The organism is Williamsia soli (genome assembly GCF_017377795.1).
Taxonomy (GTDB): Bacteria; Actinomycetota; Actinomycetes; order Mycobacteriales; family Mycobacteriaceae; genus Williamsia; species Williamsia soli.
This window is the reverse complement of sequence record NZ_JAFRDR010000001.1, coordinates 956950-972038: the sequence shown is the minus strand read 5'-3', so window position 1 is coordinate 972038 and position 15089 is coordinate 956950. Positions and strand designations below refer to the sequence as shown.

At 65.1% G+C, this 15089-nt stretch carries 15 protein-coding genes; 3 read left to right on the top strand and 12 right to left on the bottom strand.

The features are described from left to right. Positions 1-36: 36 nt before the first annotated feature. The 9 genes from J3S28_RS04325 to J3S28_RS04285 all read right to left on the bottom strand — a co-directional run bounded on the left by J3S28_RS04325 (position 37) and on the right by J3S28_RS04285 (position 10160). Positions 37-1368, bottom strand: coding sequence for an NtaA/DmoA family FMN-dependent monooxygenase (locus J3S28_RS04325; RefSeq protein WP_207837887.1), 1332 nt, complete (start codon positions 1366-1368; stop codon positions 37-39). After that, entirely contained in the window at positions 1365-2213 is an 849-nt protein-coding gene (locus tag J3S28_RS04320) for an ABC transporter ATP-binding protein (protein ID WP_307796824.1), read from the bottom strand. The genes J3S28_RS04325 and J3S28_RS04320 overlap by 4 nt, the downstream gene beginning before the upstream one ends. Further along, positions 2206-3069 carry an ABC transporter ATP-binding protein gene (locus J3S28_RS04315; RefSeq protein WP_207837884.1) on the bottom strand — a complete coding sequence of 288 codons (864 nt, stop codon included), beginning with the start codon at positions 3067-3069 and terminating at the stop codon, positions 2206-2208. Before J3S28_RS04315 ends, J3S28_RS04320 begins: the two co-directional genes overlap by 8 nt. Beyond that, complete coding sequence (locus J3S28_RS04310) at positions 3059-3949, bottom strand: ABC transporter permease (RefSeq protein ID WP_207837882.1); 891 nt, start codon at positions 3947-3949, stop codon at positions 3059-3061. Before J3S28_RS04310 ends, J3S28_RS04315 begins: the two co-directional genes overlap by 11 nt. Before the next feature lie 4 nt (positions 3950-3953). Further along, positions 3954-5000 (bottom strand): ABC transporter permease, encoded by a 1047-nt coding sequence (locus tag J3S28_RS04305; RefSeq protein ID WP_207837880.1) that lies wholly within the window; start codon positions 4998-5000, stop codon positions 3954-3956. Next, positions 4997-6526, bottom strand: a complete 1530-nt coding sequence (locus J3S28_RS04300) for an ABC transporter substrate-binding protein (RefSeq protein ID WP_207837877.1) — start codon at positions 6524-6526, stop codon at positions 4997-4999. Before J3S28_RS04300 ends, J3S28_RS04305 begins: the two co-directional genes overlap by 4 nt. 35 nt (positions 6527-6561) lie before the next feature. Continuing rightward, positions 6562-7947 (bottom strand): LLM class flavin-dependent oxidoreductase, encoded by a 1386-nt coding sequence (locus tag J3S28_RS04295; protein ID WP_207837874.1) that lies wholly within the window; start codon positions 7945-7947, stop codon positions 6562-6564. 147 nt (positions 7948-8094) lie between these two features. Continuing rightward, a complete protein-coding gene (locus tag J3S28_RS04290) occupies positions 8095-9468 on the bottom strand; it encodes an aminotransferase class I/II-fold pyridoxal phosphate-dependent enzyme (RefSeq protein ID WP_207837872.1) in 1374 nt (457 codons plus the stop codon). Then, positions 9465-10160 (bottom strand): alpha/beta hydrolase, encoded by a 696-nt coding sequence (locus tag J3S28_RS04285; protein WP_207837870.1) that lies wholly within the window; start codon positions 10158-10160, stop codon positions 9465-9467. The genes J3S28_RS04290 and J3S28_RS04285 overlap by 4 nt, the downstream gene beginning before the upstream one ends. A gap of 169 nt (positions 10161-10329) precedes the next feature. On the opposite strand from J3S28_RS04285, the gene J3S28_RS04280 reads away from it, so the two are divergent. Next, positions 10330-11628, top strand: a complete 1299-nt coding sequence (locus J3S28_RS04280; protein ID WP_207837869.1) for an O-acetylhomoserine aminocarboxypropyltransferase/cysteine synthase family protein — start codon at positions 10330-10332, stop codon at positions 11626-11628. Between the two features lies 1 nt (position 11629). Next, a complete protein-coding gene (locus J3S28_RS04275) occupies positions 11630-12697 on the top strand; it encodes an LLM class flavin-dependent oxidoreductase (RefSeq protein WP_207837867.1) in 1068 nt (355 codons plus the stop codon). On the opposite strand, the gene J3S28_RS04270 is transcribed toward J3S28_RS04275, so the two are convergent. Beyond that, positions 12687-12887, bottom strand: a complete 201-nt coding sequence (locus J3S28_RS04270) for an SGNH/GDSL hydrolase family protein (RefSeq protein ID WP_207837866.1) — start codon at positions 12885-12887, stop codon at positions 12687-12689. The two genes, J3S28_RS04275 and J3S28_RS04270, sit on opposite strands and share 11 nt — an antisense overlap. Positions 12888-12895: 8 nt before the next feature. Then, entirely contained in the window at positions 12896-13189 is a 294-nt protein-coding gene (locus tag J3S28_RS04265; protein WP_207837865.1) for a TetR/AcrR family transcriptional regulator, read from the bottom strand. Between the two features lie 118 nt (positions 13190-13307). On the opposite strand from J3S28_RS04265, the gene J3S28_RS04260 reads away from it, so the two are divergent. Beyond that, positions 13308-14555: a hypothetical protein gene (locus J3S28_RS04260; RefSeq protein ID WP_207837864.1), complete on the top strand. Its 1248-nt coding sequence runs from the start codon at positions 13308-13310 to the stop codon at positions 14553-14555. An 18-nt stretch (positions 14556-14573) separates the two neighbouring features. Here J3S28_RS04260 and J3S28_RS04255 read toward each other — a convergent pair whose 3' ends face one another. Continuing rightward, positions 14574-15074, bottom strand: coding sequence for a hemerythrin domain-containing protein (locus tag J3S28_RS04255; protein ID WP_207837863.1), 501 nt, complete (start codon positions 15072-15074; stop codon positions 14574-14576). Positions 15075-15089: the final 15 nt, after the last annotated feature.

Genomic DNA, 15089 nt, shown 5'->3' with positions numbered 1-15089 from the left:
CGGCACGGTCGGCGGTTGTTACGGCACGGTCAGCGGTCAGAGGCTGGATGTGCGGGCGGCAGTGTACCGATTCGGGGGTACCTTCAGTCCCAGGTGGCCACGCAAGGTGTCGGACGAATAATCCGCCCGAGCAACGCCACGCTCGACCAGGATCGGCACCACCTCGGTGCGGAAGCGGTGCCAGTCCGACGGGTCCTGCACGAACAGGTTGAATCCGTCGACGGCACCGCTGCGATACCAGCGCTCGATCTCGTCGGCGACGGTCACCGGCGATCCTACGAACCATGCCCAGTGGTCGATCATGCTGCGCAACGTCTGGCGCAACGTCCACCCGTTCTCTCGGGCGCGTCCGGCGAGGGCGGCAGCACCGGAGAGGGATTCGGGAGTGGTGGGGTCGATGTCCGGGAACGGCGCATCCAGATCGAAGTCCGCGAAGCTGCGGTCGCCGAAGATCCGCTTGATCTGTGACAGGAGCCGCTCGGTCGGGTAGGTGTCGTGGGCAGCTTCGAGGGCCTGCTGAGCCTCCTCATCGGTGTCCCGGATGAACACACTGAGTCCCGGCACGAACAGCAGATCGTCGGGGTCGCGGTTGTACTTCTCGGAACGCTTGAGGATGTCGGCTTTGAGCTGTGCGGCGGTCTCAACCGTCGGTTCGAAGCTGAACACGATCTCGGCCACCTCTGCGCTCAGGTTGCGACCGTCGTCGGAGGTGCCCGCCTGGATGAGGACCGGCTGTCCCTGGGGCGAGCGCTGGATATTCAAAGGCCCTGTCACCGAGAAGAACTCACCGACATGGTCGAGCCGGTGCTGTTTGGCGGGATCGAGAAAGCGTTCTGCGGACTTGTCGGTGGAAAACGCGTCGTCTTCGTAGGAGTTCCACAAGCCGGTCACCACGTCGACACTCTCGCTCGCGCGGCGGTAGCGCGTCGCGTAGTCGCCGTGCTCGCTTCGGCTGAAATTGCCTGCGGTACCGGGATCCTGACTGGTGACGATGTTCCACGCCGCCCGTCCGCGACTGATCAGATCGAGGGAGGCAACCCTGCGAGCGATGTCCCACGGCTCGCTGTAGGTGGTGCTGACGGTCGCCACCACACCGATGCGTTCGGTGGAGACCGCCACTGCGGACAGCAGGGTCAACGGTTCGAGTCGATTCAGGTGATGCGGCGGAAAACCTGCGTCGATGTACTGACTGTCGACCACGAACACGAAGTCGAACTTCGCCTCCTCGGCCTCCCGCGCCTGCTTGATGTACCAGTCGATGTCGATGCTCGCAGTGGTGGGGACGTCGGGATGACGCCACAGACCTGCCCCGTTCGCATCGCCGACACCGATCAGCACGGCGCCGAGTACCAGGTGCCGATCGGTCATGCTGCGGTCTCCTCCGCCAGAGCACGACGGAGTTCGCGACGCCGTTCGCGGCTCACCGTCCCACCGGACAGTGTCGGTGCCGAGCCGATCAGCAGCGCCGTGTACGGGTGCTGCGGATCTTTGATGACCCGCGCGGTCTCGCCGAGTTCGACGACCTTGCCCTGATACATGACAGCGATCCGGTCGACCAGCGCAGCGACCGCGCCGAGATCATGTGAGATGAAGAGCTGCGCGAGGTTTCGCGCCCGACCCAGCTCGTCGAGGAGTTTGAGGATCTGGATGCGGTGCACCGAGTCCAGCGCGCTGACGGGTTCGTCGAGTAGTAGCAACGACGGATCGAGGATGATGGCCCTCGCGATCGCGACCCGTTGGCGTTGTCCGCCGGACAGTTCCGCAGGCACCCGCTTCGCGATGCTCCGGTCGAGGTCGACACTGTCGAGCACGTCGTCGACCCGCTTGCTGATCTCGGCACGGTCATAGCCGCCCCGGACCGCCAGCCCCTCGCCGATGGACACCCCGACCTCGATCTCGGGATCGAGACTGAGCAGCGGATCCTGGAAGACATACTGCACGGCGCCCGACAAGCGGTGTTTGCGCAGCTCCGACTTCCCGAGCCCGTCGATGCGCTTGCCACCCAGCTCGATGGTTCCGGTGGTGGGCGGAATCAACCCGAGGACGGTGCGCGCCAACGTGGTCTTGCCCGAACCGCTTTCGCCGATGAGACCCAGCTTCTCGCCGGCGTTGATATGCAGGTCGACACCGTGCAGGATCTGCTTGCGCGTAGCCCTGCTCCCCCGTTCGACCCGGACGTCGGTGAGCCGCAGCAGGGGCGTGTGATCAGACACCGGCGATCTCCTTCTCCAGAATTGCCTCGAGGCCGTAGTCGCGGTGGTTGTCCACGAGCTGCCGGGTGTAGTCGTGGCGAGGTTCTCTCAGCAGGCGCTCGGCCGGGCCCGCCTCGACGACCAGGCCGTCGCGCATGACGATCACGTCGTCGCACACCTGCGCGACCACCGCCAGATCATGCGACACCAGGACCAGCGCGAGACCGAGTTCGATGCGTAGATCGTCGATCAGGTCGAGTACGGCGGCCTGTACGGTGACGTCGAGCGCCGTGGTCGCCTCGTCGGCGATGAGCAGCTCGGGCTCCGCGGACACCGCGATGGCGATGACCACGCGCTGCAACATGCCGCCCGAGAGTTCATAGGGATACTGCCTGTAGACCGAGGCCGGCTCGCGCAGGCCCATTTTCGCGAACAGCTCCACGGCACGGACCTTGGCTTCTTTGCGCGAGAGTCCGACTGTCGACCGAAGAGCTTCTGCGAGTTGCTCACCCACCCGGATGGACGGGTTCAGGTACGCCGCCGGGTCCTGGAAGACCGCAGAGATCCGGGTCCCTCGCAGCGGTCTCCATTCCTTGGCGCCGAGCGCTGTCAATTCGATACCGTCGAACTCGATCGAGCCCTTCGTCACCTCGACACCCTCGGCGAGGATTCCCAGAGTTGCCCGGCAGGTCAACGACTTACCGCTGCCGGACTCGCCGACGATGCCCAGTGCACCGCCACGGTTGAGGACGAAATCGACGCCGCGGACGAGTTCGGTGCCGTCGGTAAGCGAGATGTGCAGATCCGACACCGTCAGCACCGGCTCCCTGCGGGTGACGGCGGCGCTCTTGGTGAGGTCCAAGGTGTCAGACGACATCGGCGATCTTCTCCTGTTTGTCCTGGCCCTGCTCGTTCAGGTCCTGCTTGTCACCGGATGGCCTGCGCCGGGGCGTACTGGACGCATCGCGCAGGGCGTCTGCGATGGCGTTGAGCGCCCACACGGTTGCCACGATCAACAGCGCGGGGACGACCGGCGACCAGGGCGCCTGGTACAGGAACTGCAATCCGCCGGCCAGGAGCCCGCCCCAGGTGGGATCGGGCGGGACAACACCGATGCCGAGGAACGTCAGCGATGACACGATGACCAGGCTGGCGCCGGTCATGGTGGCGAACGTGACCCCCACCGCGGGAGCCACTTTACGGACCGCATGGCGCAGCACGATCCACCGTGTGGTGGCCCCCATCAATGCGGCGGCCTCGACGTACTGCGAGTTGGCGACGGTCAACGCCGCTGCCCGGGTGACGCGATAGAACGCAGGTGCGATCAGGATGCCGACGGCGAACATGGCCTGCGTCAGCCCGTTGCCGAGCAGGGCTGTCATGGCCACCGCGAACACGAGGAACGGCAGCGTGATGAGGGCGTCCATGAGCCGCAACGTGAACCACTCGACCCCGCGGCCCAGGTAGACCGAGAGAAATCCGGGTATGACGCCCAGCAGGAACCCGACGAGCACGGACTGCAACGCCGAGAGCACAGAGACCGTGGAGCCGGCGAGCAGTCGGCTGAAGACGTCGCGGCCCACGTTGTCGGTGCCGAGCCAGTGCTGTGCGCTGGGACCGGAGAGGATGGCGGTGCTGTCTTGCTCGAGTGGGTCGAACGGCGCCAGCCAGGGCCCGACGATGGCAAGCAGGACGACCAGGCCGAGAACTGCCAATGCGAGCTGCGCGGACCGATACCGCAGGATTGCTGTGAACATCCGCTCACTCCCTTCGTTTCGCTGCGGGTTGCAGGGTGCCGAGCACCACGTTGACGACCAGGTTGCACACGAGCACGAACACGATGGCCACGACCAGCGCTCCCTGCACGATCGGCACGTCACCACGCAGCGCCGAATCGGCTGCCAGTCGGCCGAATCCGGGCATCGAGAACATGGTCTCCATGACGACCGCACCACCGATGAGGGTGGGGATCTTCATGCCGAGGATCGCCAGAGCCGGACCGGCACCGTTGCGTAGAGCGTGGACGAACAGGATGCGCCGTGGACTGATGCCGCGCACCACGGCCCCGACGACGTAGTCCTGCTCGAGCTCTGCGACGAGGCCGGTACGCAGTTGCCGGGCGATGTCGGCGATGACATCCATGCTCAGCGCGACCGCCGGCATGATGATCAACATGAGCCAGCGGCCCGGATCCTCCTCCAGCGGAACGTATCCGGCAGAAGGAAGCCAGCCGAGCCAGACACTGAAGACCAGGATCAAACCGATGGAGATGACGAACGGCGGCAGGGTCGAGACCACCGAGGTGTAAGCAGTGACCGCCCGGTCGAAGACGCTGCCCCGATACACCGCGGCCAGCAGGCCGAGTCCGATGCCGAACACGAGCCCGATGACCAGCGCCAGCCCGGCGATAGAGGCGCTGACCGCCAGCCGCTGCCCGATCAACTCGCTGACCGGGATCTTGCTGAACCACGACACACCCAGATCGCCGGTGAGCATCGAGCCCATCCAGTCGAAGTACTGCTGCCAGATCGGCTTGTCCAGCCCGAACTCGGCGTTGATCCTCGCGATGGTCTCCGGGGTGGCGGAGTCACCGGCGATGCCGGCGGCGGGGTTCAGTCCGCTGGTGGCCCCGAGGAGAAAGGTGATGAGGGTCGAGAAGAGAAAGACCGGGACCACGATCAAAACGGTGCCGACCACCACCCGCAGCGTCGCACGCAGCCGCGCCGGCCACACCGGGAGGGTCGAAACCCCCTCGGCGCGGGCGGGTGTGGTCGCGGAGCGCTCCGTTTTGACCGTGGAGACCGTCATGAGACCGTGACGCCTTCCCAACGCACCTGCGACGGAAGGATGTTGAGGTCCTTCAGCTTCGGATTCGAGACGATGATCCACGGGTTGCTGAACAGGTAGTTGCTCGGCGACTGGTCGACACCGGCCTTGACCGCTGCCCACAGCCGTGGCTTGTACTGCGGATCCTCCAGCGGGGTGGCGCGCACCAGGTCGAGAGCGGCGACGAACTCCGGAGAGGCGTGCGGACCACTGAGGTTCATGATGCCCTCGGCGCCGTACGTGGCGAGCAGGTTTTGCACCGGTGACTCACGGCCGATGGTGCCGTCGGTGGCCAGCTGCGGGTTCTTCGCGATGTAGACCTCGCTCTGCCAGGTGGACGAGCCGGGCGGAACCACATCGATCGTGGACTCCACACCGATCTTCTTCAGCTGTGCCTGGGCCAGTTCCGCACGGTTCGTCGCGACGGACTGCGCGGTGATGGCGATCGTCAGCTCGCCGGGTCCGTACCCGGCCTCCTGCAGCAAGCTCTTCGCCTTCTCGGGGTCGTAGCTCCACTGGTTCTCGATCTCCGGATTGAAGGCGAGGTAGCCCTCGGGAAACGGCTGGCTCGTCTTGCTGCCCAGGCCGCCGGTGATGACGTCGACGAAGGCCTGTCGGTCGAACGCGTACCGGAACGCCTCGACCACCTTCGGGTTGTCGAACGGTGCCTTGTTCAAGTTGATGGACACGTTGTTGGCGGCGAGCGACGGCTCGACGGTGACGTTCAGGCCGGCAGCCTCGGCTTCCTTCGCCTGCAGCGCAGGCAGAGTCGCGAAGTCGATCGAACCGGATTGCACACCCGCGACCAGCGTGGCCGGATCGGGAGCAACACTGAGCTGGAAGCTCTCGATGTTGATGTTCTCGGCGTCCCAGTAGTCGGGGTTCTTCACGAAATACGCGTGATCCTCCGCGACGAAGTCGGTGATCTTGAACGGCCCGGCGCCCACAGGCCAGACGCTCAACTTCTGGGTGTCGGCCGCGGCAGCGGGGCTCGAGATGGCACCGGTGCGTCCGGCGACGAGATACGGGATCTGGTAGTCGGGACGGGACAGGTTCAGCGTCACCTCTGTCGGGCTGACGACCGTAGCGCCGACGACGTCGTCCAGCTGATCCTTGAGGAACGAATCCTCCTGCGTCTTACCGCGTTCGAAGAAGGCCTTGACGGCCTCGGCGTCCAGCGGGGTGCCGTCGGTGAAGGTCAGCCCCTCACGGAGTGTGAAGGTGACGGCGGTGCCGTCGGCGTTGTATTCCCAGCTCTCGGCCAGAGACGGTTCGACGTTGCCGTTTTCGTCGAGGCGGGTGAGCGATGCGTACGCCAGGCTGATGGTGTTGATGTCGTTGCCGGTTCGGCTCGTCACCGGATCCCACGAGGTGGGCAGGCTGAACGCCCACTTGACCTCGGATGCGCCGGAACTGCTGCTGGTCCCGCCGCCACAGGCGGTCGCGATCAGCGCGACGATCAAACCGAGTACTACGATGCCGGCGGAGCGCCGACTCTTCTTGCTCACTGAGAACTCCTGAAAAGGAAATGGATGGGGGTGTGTCAGATACTGGAGGCCAGGGCGCCGGGCAGCGGCGCGAGTGCCACCCCGTCGCGCTGCGCCCTGGTGTGGCGGTTTTCGACGAACGGCAATCCGAGATTGTCGCGCAACGTGGTTCCCTCGTAGTCCTCTCGGACCACACCGCGTTCACGCAGGATGGGCAACACCTCGTCGACGAACCGGCGAAACTGCGCGGGATGGCCGATGTGGATGTTGATGCCGTCGAGTGCGCGGCCGTCGAGCCATCGCTGCAGTTCATCGGCAACGGTTGTGGCGCTCCCGGTGAAAGGCGAGAGCCTGGGTGAGCTGAGGGCCTCGACCGTCTGGCGCAACGTCAATCCCCGCTCGACGGCGAGCTCGGTGATCTTCTTGGCCTGCGTGTAGAAGCTGTTCTCGGCAGATTTGAGGGCCTCGACGGGGAACGGGGCATCCAGATCATATTGCCGGAAATCGTGCCAGCCGAACGGGCGACCGAACTCGTTGAGCGACTTGTCGAAGTTGTTGTCCGCCAGCTGGGTCGCACGTTCGATCTCACGAGCATCCTCGTCGGTGTCACCGACGGTCACCGCGACACCGGGCAGGATCACGATCTCGTCGGGATTACGACCCAGCGCCGCCGCCCGGTTCTTGATGTCTGCGTAGAACGCGGCCCCGGCCTCGAAACTCGGTGCGTGCGTGAAGATCCCATCGGCGATCTGCGCACCGAGATCGCGACCCTGCTCGGAATCGCCCGCCTGGAAGATCACCGGCTGGCCCTGCTGCGACCGCTCGATGTTGAGCGGTCCCACGACGGAGAAGTACTCGCCGCGATGGTTCAGGGTGTGCAGCTTGCTCGAATCGAGGAACTCTTTTGTCTCCTTGTTCCGCGGAAAGGCATCGTCCTCGTACGAATCCCAGAGTGCCTTGACGACCTCGACGTGCTCACTGGCCTTGCCATATCGGGTGGCGTAGTCGTAGTGCTCGTCAAGACTGTAGTTGCCCGCAGTTCCCGAATCACCGCTGGTGACCACGTTCCAGCCCGCGCGGCCACGGCTGATGAGGTCGAGGGACGCAAAGCGCCGGGCCACGTTGAACGGCTGGTTGAACGAGGTGGTCAGCGTGCCGACGAGGCCGATGTTCTCGGTGGCCACGGCCAGTGCCGAGAGCAGCGTCAACGGCTCGAGGCGATTGAGGTAGTGGGGCGGCGAGTCCGGCGTGATGAATTGGCTGTCCACGATGAAGACCAGGTCGAACTTGGCCTCCTCGGCGATGCGCGCGTACTTGATATACCAGTCGATGTCGACGCTGGCGTCGCCGGGCAGTTCCGGATCGAGCCAGGTGTACGGATGACCCGGGCCACCGGTCGGGGTGAGAACCGCCCCCAGCTTGAGTTGCCGCTTGGTGGTCATGGAAGTGCTCCTTTGTGAACGCGTCGGGAGTTTGTTTGCCCGTATTGCGTGGAAGTGTATGGAACAAACACGGGCGCGAAGAGGGTTAGATTCTCTGCGGTTCGAAACATATTCGTTTGTTGCGCGAAGACCACAGAACATAGTTCGTCAGTCGAAGAACTCTCGTGCCGACTCGACCACCGCTACCGCAACCAGATCAGCCAGCTGGCCGATTCCCTCTGTGTCATCGGGTAATTGGGTCGCCGAGATGCGCAGCAGGTTGCGCCCACCCGACTCGACGAACGAACGCGAACCGGCGCCTACCGAGATCCCCTGGCGGGCAAGGGCCACGAGCGCAGCGGTCTCATCGGACACTGTGACCCACACCACGAGACCCTGCGCACCAGCGCGGGCATCGATGTCCCGGGCGGCGAGCGCCTCGATCAGCGCGGTGCGACGGGCGGCGTAGCGCTCCTGTGCCAGCCGGACTGTGCGCTCGGCGTCCTCGCTCTTGATCAGGTACGCGAGGGTGTCCTGCAATATGCGACTGTTCGATCCGACACCGTGGCTTCGCAGCCGCATCGCCGTCTCGATCAACTCGCGGGATCCGCCCAGAACCGAAGTGCGAACGTCGATTCCATACGCCTTGCAGTAGCTGCGGATTCGCACCACACGATCGGGCAACGCACTGCCCATCGAGGGGAGATCAGCGGACTCGAGTGGCCCGATCGAGTCGTCCTCGATGATCCAGACCCCAGGATGTGCGGCGAGAACGCGCGCGAGGTGCGCGGTTCGTTGCGCGGTCACCACGTGGTCGACGGCAAAGGGGGCCCCGGGCTGAAACACAAAGGCCACGGCACCTGCAGCCAATGCCACCTCGAGGTCGTCGGGGCATGGCCCGTCGGCGTCGGCACCGACGCCGATCGCATGGAGGCCGAGGTCCCGAATCGTGTCCAGCACACCGGGACCCAGCGGTTCGTCGACTGCGATCGTGGATCCGGGCGGCGCGGCGGCCTCGACGGCGAGCAACAGGGCCTCGGTACCACCGCCGGCGGTCGCCCAGGCCTGCGGCTCGAACGGCCAGCTGCGCTCGACCGCCTGCTGCAATCGCTTGGTCATCAACTCGCGGCCGAAAACATTCAGGGTCTCGGCCCCCAGACTCGACAACAAAGCGTCCGCCAGCGACGGCTGCAACGCCAGATCAGGCGCGTTCTGGGCGAGATCGACCCCGCGCCAGTCCGCGATCCCCCTCTCGGGCACGCTGTCTCGAGGCGGCAGCACCACTGTTCCGCCACGCCGTCGGGTCTGGACGAACCCCTGATCCTGCAGTTGTCCCCAGGCGTGGACGATGGCGCCGACGGTCAACTCCGTCGACTTGGCCAGCGAACGCACGGTCGGCAGCCGATCCCCCACCGCGATCTCTCCGGACTTGATCAGCTCCGCGACCGCGTCGGCGAGGTTGTCGCGACCAACAATTCTCTCGCCGAGCCACTCTGGGGCGATGGTGTCGGTCTCCGGTGCCGCCGGTGTCTTGGTTGTCATCCGGTGAGCACGCCCGCAGGGATGCGGGTGATGATGTCGGGCGCGCCCGGCAGCCGCAGACGTTCGAGGAACTGCACGATCTCCGCGGCCACCGACCGATGCGAGACATCGTTGAGGATGTCGTGCCGCCCGTCGTCGACGATCACGATCCGGCCCTCGGGGAGGTCCTGCGCCAGCCGGCGCACCTGGTCGGCAGCACTGACGACGTCAGCCGAACCATGCACGACCAACGTGGGAACAGTTGTGGCGGAGAGCACCTCTGCCGTCACCCCTGCTGCCGGGGTTGCCAGGGCGCCCCGGTCCACCGCGTCCGAGTCCAGGACTCCCCGATGCACCGGACAGGCAGACCGGATCTCCAGCTCTCCGTCCCAGTCGACACCCGGGACGGCTGCGGAGTCGCCGAGTAGTCCGGCAGCCACCACACCGGTGACCACCGGCCGCGACGCCGCTGCCGTCAACGCTTCCGAGGCTCCCGTGTCGGAACCGACGACGACCACCGGCAACGAGGCATCAGCGGCGTCGATGGCAGCGAGCGCCGCCTCACTGCCGCCCTCGACCACGGTGACCCGATATCCGTCGACGGCGATCCTGCGCGCGAATCGGCCGTACACCCCGGCGTGCTCACCGCGACCGGTGATGACGACCACCGAGCCTCGCACGGTTGCTTCGGGTTCCAGCCAGTCGATGCTCACAGATGTCCTTACTCGAGGTTGTCGCCGCAGGTTGTGAGGTCACTGTCACTCACGCGGTCTCAGCGAACAAGACAAAAGCTCACGCAGAACAAAAGTCGTGCAAAGCACTCTCCGATGGTGTTTGTTCGGAACATAATCTGCTTTTGTCTGACGAAAGGCTCTCCTCTCGATGTCCCAGATCCCAGGTTTCGCCACCAGCGCGGTGCGGGCCGGATACCAACCGGGAGTTGCCCAGAACACCGCGGTCCCACCGATCTACCAGTCGGTTGCCTACGACTTCGGTAGTTTCGAGACGGCCCGGGACATCTTCTCGCTGCGGCGAAAAGGCAACCTGTACAGCCGGACCGGCAACCCCACCCAGACGGTGTTCGAACAACGGATGGCCGAGCTCGACGGCGGTGTCGCCGCGCTGGCAACCGGGTCCGGACAGTCCGCGGTCGCTGTGTCGCTGCTCACACTGGTCAAGCACGGTCAGCACATCGTGGCGGCCCGCCAGTTGTACGGCGGCACCGTGGACCTGCTGACCGACACGTTCGCCGACTTCGGCATCGAGGTCACGCTCGTCGATCAAGACGACCTGGACGCCTGGCGATCGGCGACGCGCCCCGAGACGCGGGCGTTCTTCGCAGAGACCATCGGCAATCCCGTTGCCTCCGTGCTGGACGTCGAGGCAGTGGCCGCCGCCGCGCACGACGCCGGGGTCCCGTTGATCGTCGACAACACGATCGCCACGCCGTACCTGCAGCGTCCCAAGGATTTCGGCGCCGACATCGTCGTCTACTCGGCCACCAAGTTCATCGGCGGACACGGCACGTCCCTTGGCGGCGTGATCGTCGACCTCGGCACCTTCGACTATGGGGCCGAACCGCAGCGCTGGCCGCAGTTCACCGAGCCCTACAAACGGGTCGGCGACATTGTTCTGTGGGAGGAGTTCGGCCGCGACCGCAGCGCCTACCTGGTGTATGCGAAGACGAAGGTCGTCCACGACCTCGGTCCCGCGCTGTCGCCGTTCAACTCCTTCCAACTGTTGCAGGGGCTCGAAACCCTCGACCTGCGGCTCGAGCGTCAGGTGCGCTCGGCCACGGCGATTGCCGATTTCCTCGACGCACACCCGGCGGTGTCTCACGTGAACTATCCGGGGCTCGTGGGCAATCAGTGGCACTCTGCCGCCCAGCGCTATCTGCCGAAGGGACCGGGGTCGGTCTTCTCGTTCGATCTGAAGGTCGACCAGTCCCTGGTGGGCAAGTTCGTCGATTCGCTGCAACTGTTCGCCATCGTCGCGAACATCGGCGATGCCCGATCATTGGTGGTGCACCCCGCCACCACCACCCACAGCCACCTGAGCGAAGAACAGTTGGAGCAGGCCGGCTTCGGCTACCTGACGATTCGCCTCTCGATCGGCTTGGAGACCACCGCAGACCTCGTCGAGGACCTACGTATCTCGCTCGACGCACTCTTGGAGGATTGACATGGATTTCGGTTACTGGACACCCATCTACGGTGGATTCCTGCGCAACGTCGGCGACGAAGGTATGCCCGCGACCTGGGACTACATCAAGAGCCTGTCGACTCTTGCCGATCGACTCGGCTACCACACGACTCTCGTCCCCGAGCTGTACCTCAACGACCGCAAGGGTGTCGAGGCACCCAGCCTCGAAGCATGGTCCTTGTCGACCGCGATACTCGCTGTCACGCAACAGCTCCGGGTGATGACGGCTGTGCGCCCAGGCTTCCACCTGCCGGCGGTCACCGCGAAGGAGTCGGCGACCATCACCGACATCGCCGGGCTGACCGCCGAGGGCGCCGCTCGATTCTCGCTCAACGTCGTCGCAGCATGGTGGGAAGAAGAAGCTCGCCAGTACGGCGGCAAGTTCACCAGGCATGACGAACGCTACACACAGGCAACTGAATTCGTCGAGATCCTGCGTGGCCTCTGGGAACAGACTCCATTCACCTACGACGGCGCACATTTCACTGTCCAGGATTCGATCCTGTCCCCCAAGCCTGCCGAGCACCCACCGATCTTCGCCGGCGGCGAGAGCGAGAGTGGACGAGAGTCGATCGCGACGTTTGCAGACTCGTACGTCCTGCACGGCGGCACCGTGGAGGAAGCCCGCGTGAAGATCGCCGACATGAACCTGCGATCGCAGCGAATCCACCAGCGCGACATGACCGAGTTCGGGATGTCGACGTTCATCATCGTCCGCGACACCGAGAAGGAAGCGCGCGCCGAACTCGACCGCATCACCACCATCAACCCGAACTCGCCGGGTTACGCATCGTTCGAGGAGTTCGTCGCGAACTCCGAGCTCGACGTCGAGGTGTCCAAGCGCGAGTACTCGGTCGGGACCCGGGGCCTGCGTCCCGACCTGGTCGGCACTCCCGAACAGGTCGCCGAGAAGATCAACGCCTATCAGGAAGCCGGCGTCACCCTACTACTGATCCAGTGCTCACCGGCGCATGAGGAACTCGCCCGCATCGCCGAACAGGTCTTCCCGCTCGTCCCTGCTCGCGAGCGAGCGGTGGCTACGGTCTGAGGTTCGCGGCAACTGACGCGAAACGTCGCCCGATCCGCTCGTGCGTCGCCGCGTCGGGATGCAGTTGATCCGGCAACGAGAGTTCCGCGAAGTTGTTCTCGCCATACAGGTCTCGTCCATCGAGGTAGTGGAGGTTCCGGTCGTCGCCGGCCCGTTCGGCGACGATGCGGGAGAGCTCGTCCCTGATCACGGTCAGCGTCAGCTTTCCTTCAGCGGTCTCTGGATCGAGACGGAACTGGGTGGCCGCGTATCGGCCGGGGTGCTCCCAGCATAGGCACGGTAGGAGTTGGCGAAGGCGATCAACGCATCCCTACCCGCCCGACCGGCCAGCGCGTCAGACGCCCGCTCGGCGAGCTCGTCCAACTCCAGGGGCGCAATCCCCGTCCTCAGTTCCTGGGTGTTCTCGAGATGCGAGTACAGGCTGGCGACCTTGACGTCGAACCGTCTGGCCGGCTCCGAGGTAGTGACCTGTTGTCGCGTTGCGCAGCTCACACCGGACACCACCCATCCGCATGCCATATGCTCACGAATTACGTTCAGACACAACGCAAGAGAGTAACTCTGTCTCAGAAATGACAGAGACGATCAATAATCGCGGAGGTGGTGAAGCATGAGCCAAGGGCACGCCCTGGGCCTAGCGATCACCGGCACCGAGATCACACTCCTGCTCATCGACGCCGCACACCACGATGTGGTCGCCAGGAACAGGGTCGCACTACCTGCCGTGGACGCCACCCTGCCCGACCATCTCGACCGCCTGGTGGAGTCCGCACCCTTTTCAGCTAGTCGCGTCGCCGTGGCGTGCACCGACCCGGCAGTCCAGATTTTGCTCACCGATCGCGCCCGCCAGGTCAACGCCCCCGGCTGGCTCGCCCACGCAACCATCATCTCCTCGACACCGGCGGTCACTGCCGCGGTGTCGTCGAAGTTTCCCGGCGCCAACCCCCTGGTCGTGGCGCTTTTCGATCACCATGGTCGACCCGAGATCACCGCACCCCTGATGCTGATCGACCCGACATCTGCAACCGTCATCGACACCGCGCAGGCTCCGAGCGCACACTTACCGGCATACGAACGGGCGGGCGCCGACGCCCTGGCCGACGCGATGGCTGCCTTACCTGTCGTCGGCCTCGGCGTCGACGTCGTCGTCGCTGCCGGAGCAGGTGCGGAGATCAACGGCGTCATCCAGGAGATATCCCGCGCGGCGGGGCTCCCGGTCCGCGAAATCGGTGGCCGGTACACCGTCGCCTTCGGGGCCGCGCTGGTGGCCGGGAGCGAGCAGCCCATGCCTGCGCACCGCAGCTCATCGACGACCAGACCCTCCCGTCTCGCAGTCGCAGTCATAGGGCTCTCCACGGTGCTACTCGCCGGCGGACTCGCGGTTGCCGTGGCCCAGCACCCCGACAAAAGAGCACCCACACTCTCCGATTCGAGCCTGCCGGTCACCTCTACGTCCACGGCCGCCGATCCGCCGTCGTCGACCAGTAGGGCCACGCAGGCGCCGCCTGCCCGCCAGAGGTCCTCGGAAACGGTCACGAGCGCACCGAAGACCACCGAAGACTCCACGGCCACGACCACGGAGTCACCGCCACCCGCGCCCGTCACCCCGGACCCGACAACTCGGCGGCAGAACACCCCGAACCCAGGGCGCCCTCCGGCCACGACAGAGCGGGAGACATCGACGCGGCCGAAGTACACCCCGCCGCCGATCTACACGCCGCCGACGCGAACCACCACGCCTGCGACCCAGACACCGACGGGTGCACCGGCGGCATCACCGGACGAGTCACCGACGGCATCACCGGATGAGTCCAAGGGTGCGGACGCCGGCGTTCCCGATGTTGCACCGTCGAACTGATCGGCGGGTCTGACCGGCCTACTTGATGACGGCGTCGATCGTCTTCTTCAACGCGGACGGTTGGGCGGGCGAGTGCGGCGCCTTGGCCCGCGACTCGAGCAGCTGTTCACCGATGCGCTGGAGTTCTTTGCGTCCCAGAGTCTTTCGCACCTCCGGGAACCACTCGGCTTCCTCTTCTTCGATGTGGTGCTCCACATTCTCGATGAGGACGGAGGTCTTGGCATCGAACCGCTCATCGTCGGGGGTCATCGTGACGAGCTCCATGACCAGCAGATCTGCGACGTGATGCTCTTCGTACGATTCCAAGATGTCGTCTTCGACGTCCGGGACCGCTTTGCGGACTTCGGGGTACATGACCTCGTTCTCGATGTACGTGTGGACCGTCAGCGCTTCGATGATCTTGGCGACGGTGTCGGCCTTCTTCTTCTTTGCATCGGGACCGGCATCGCGAAACTCTTTGAACAGCTTCTTGATTGCTTTGTGGTCCTCTTTGAGGATGACTATGGCATCTGTCGACATCGGACTCTCCTGGCG

What these genes read in the sequence shown, in the direction of transcription:
- J3S28_RS04325 (WP_207837887.1), bottom strand. Translation starts at nt 1,368, where the DNA reads ATGACCGATCGGCACCTGGTACTCGGCGCCGTGCTGATCGGTGTCGGC.
- J3S28_RS04315 (WP_207837884.1), bottom strand. Translation starts at nt 3,069, where the DNA reads ATGTCGTCTGACACCTTGGACCTCACCAAGAGCGCCGCCGTCACCCGC.
- J3S28_RS04310 (WP_207837882.1), bottom strand. Translation starts at nt 3,949, where the DNA reads ATGTTCACAGCAATCCTGCGGTATCGGTCCGCGCAGCTCGCATTGGCA.
- J3S28_RS04305 (WP_207837880.1), bottom strand. Translation starts at nt 5,000, where the DNA reads ATGACGGTCTCCACGGTCAAAACGGAGCGCTCCGCGACCACACCCGCC.
- J3S28_RS04295 (WP_207837874.1), bottom strand. Translation starts at nt 7,947, where the DNA reads ATGACCACCAAGCGGCAACTCAAGCTGGGGGCGGTTCTCACCCCGACC.
- J3S28_RS04290 (WP_207837872.1), bottom strand. Translation starts at nt 9,468, where the DNA reads ATGACAACCAAGACACCGGCGGCACCGGAGACCGACACCATCGCCCCA.
- J3S28_RS04280 (WP_207837869.1), top strand. Translation starts at nt 10,330, where the DNA reads ATGTCCCAGATCCCAGGTTTCGCCACCAGCGCGGTGCGGGCCGGATAC.
- J3S28_RS04275 (WP_207837867.1), top strand. Translation starts at nt 11,630, where the DNA reads ATGGATTTCGGTTACTGGACACCCATCTACGGTGGATTCCTGCGCAAC.
- J3S28_RS04260 (WP_207837864.1), top strand. Translation starts at nt 13,308, where the DNA reads ATGAGCCAAGGGCACGCCCTGGGCCTAGCGATCACCGGCACCGAGATC.
- J3S28_RS04255 (WP_207837863.1), bottom strand. Translation starts at nt 15,074, where the DNA reads ATGTCGACAGATGCCATAGTCATCCTCAAAGAGGACCACAAAGCAATC.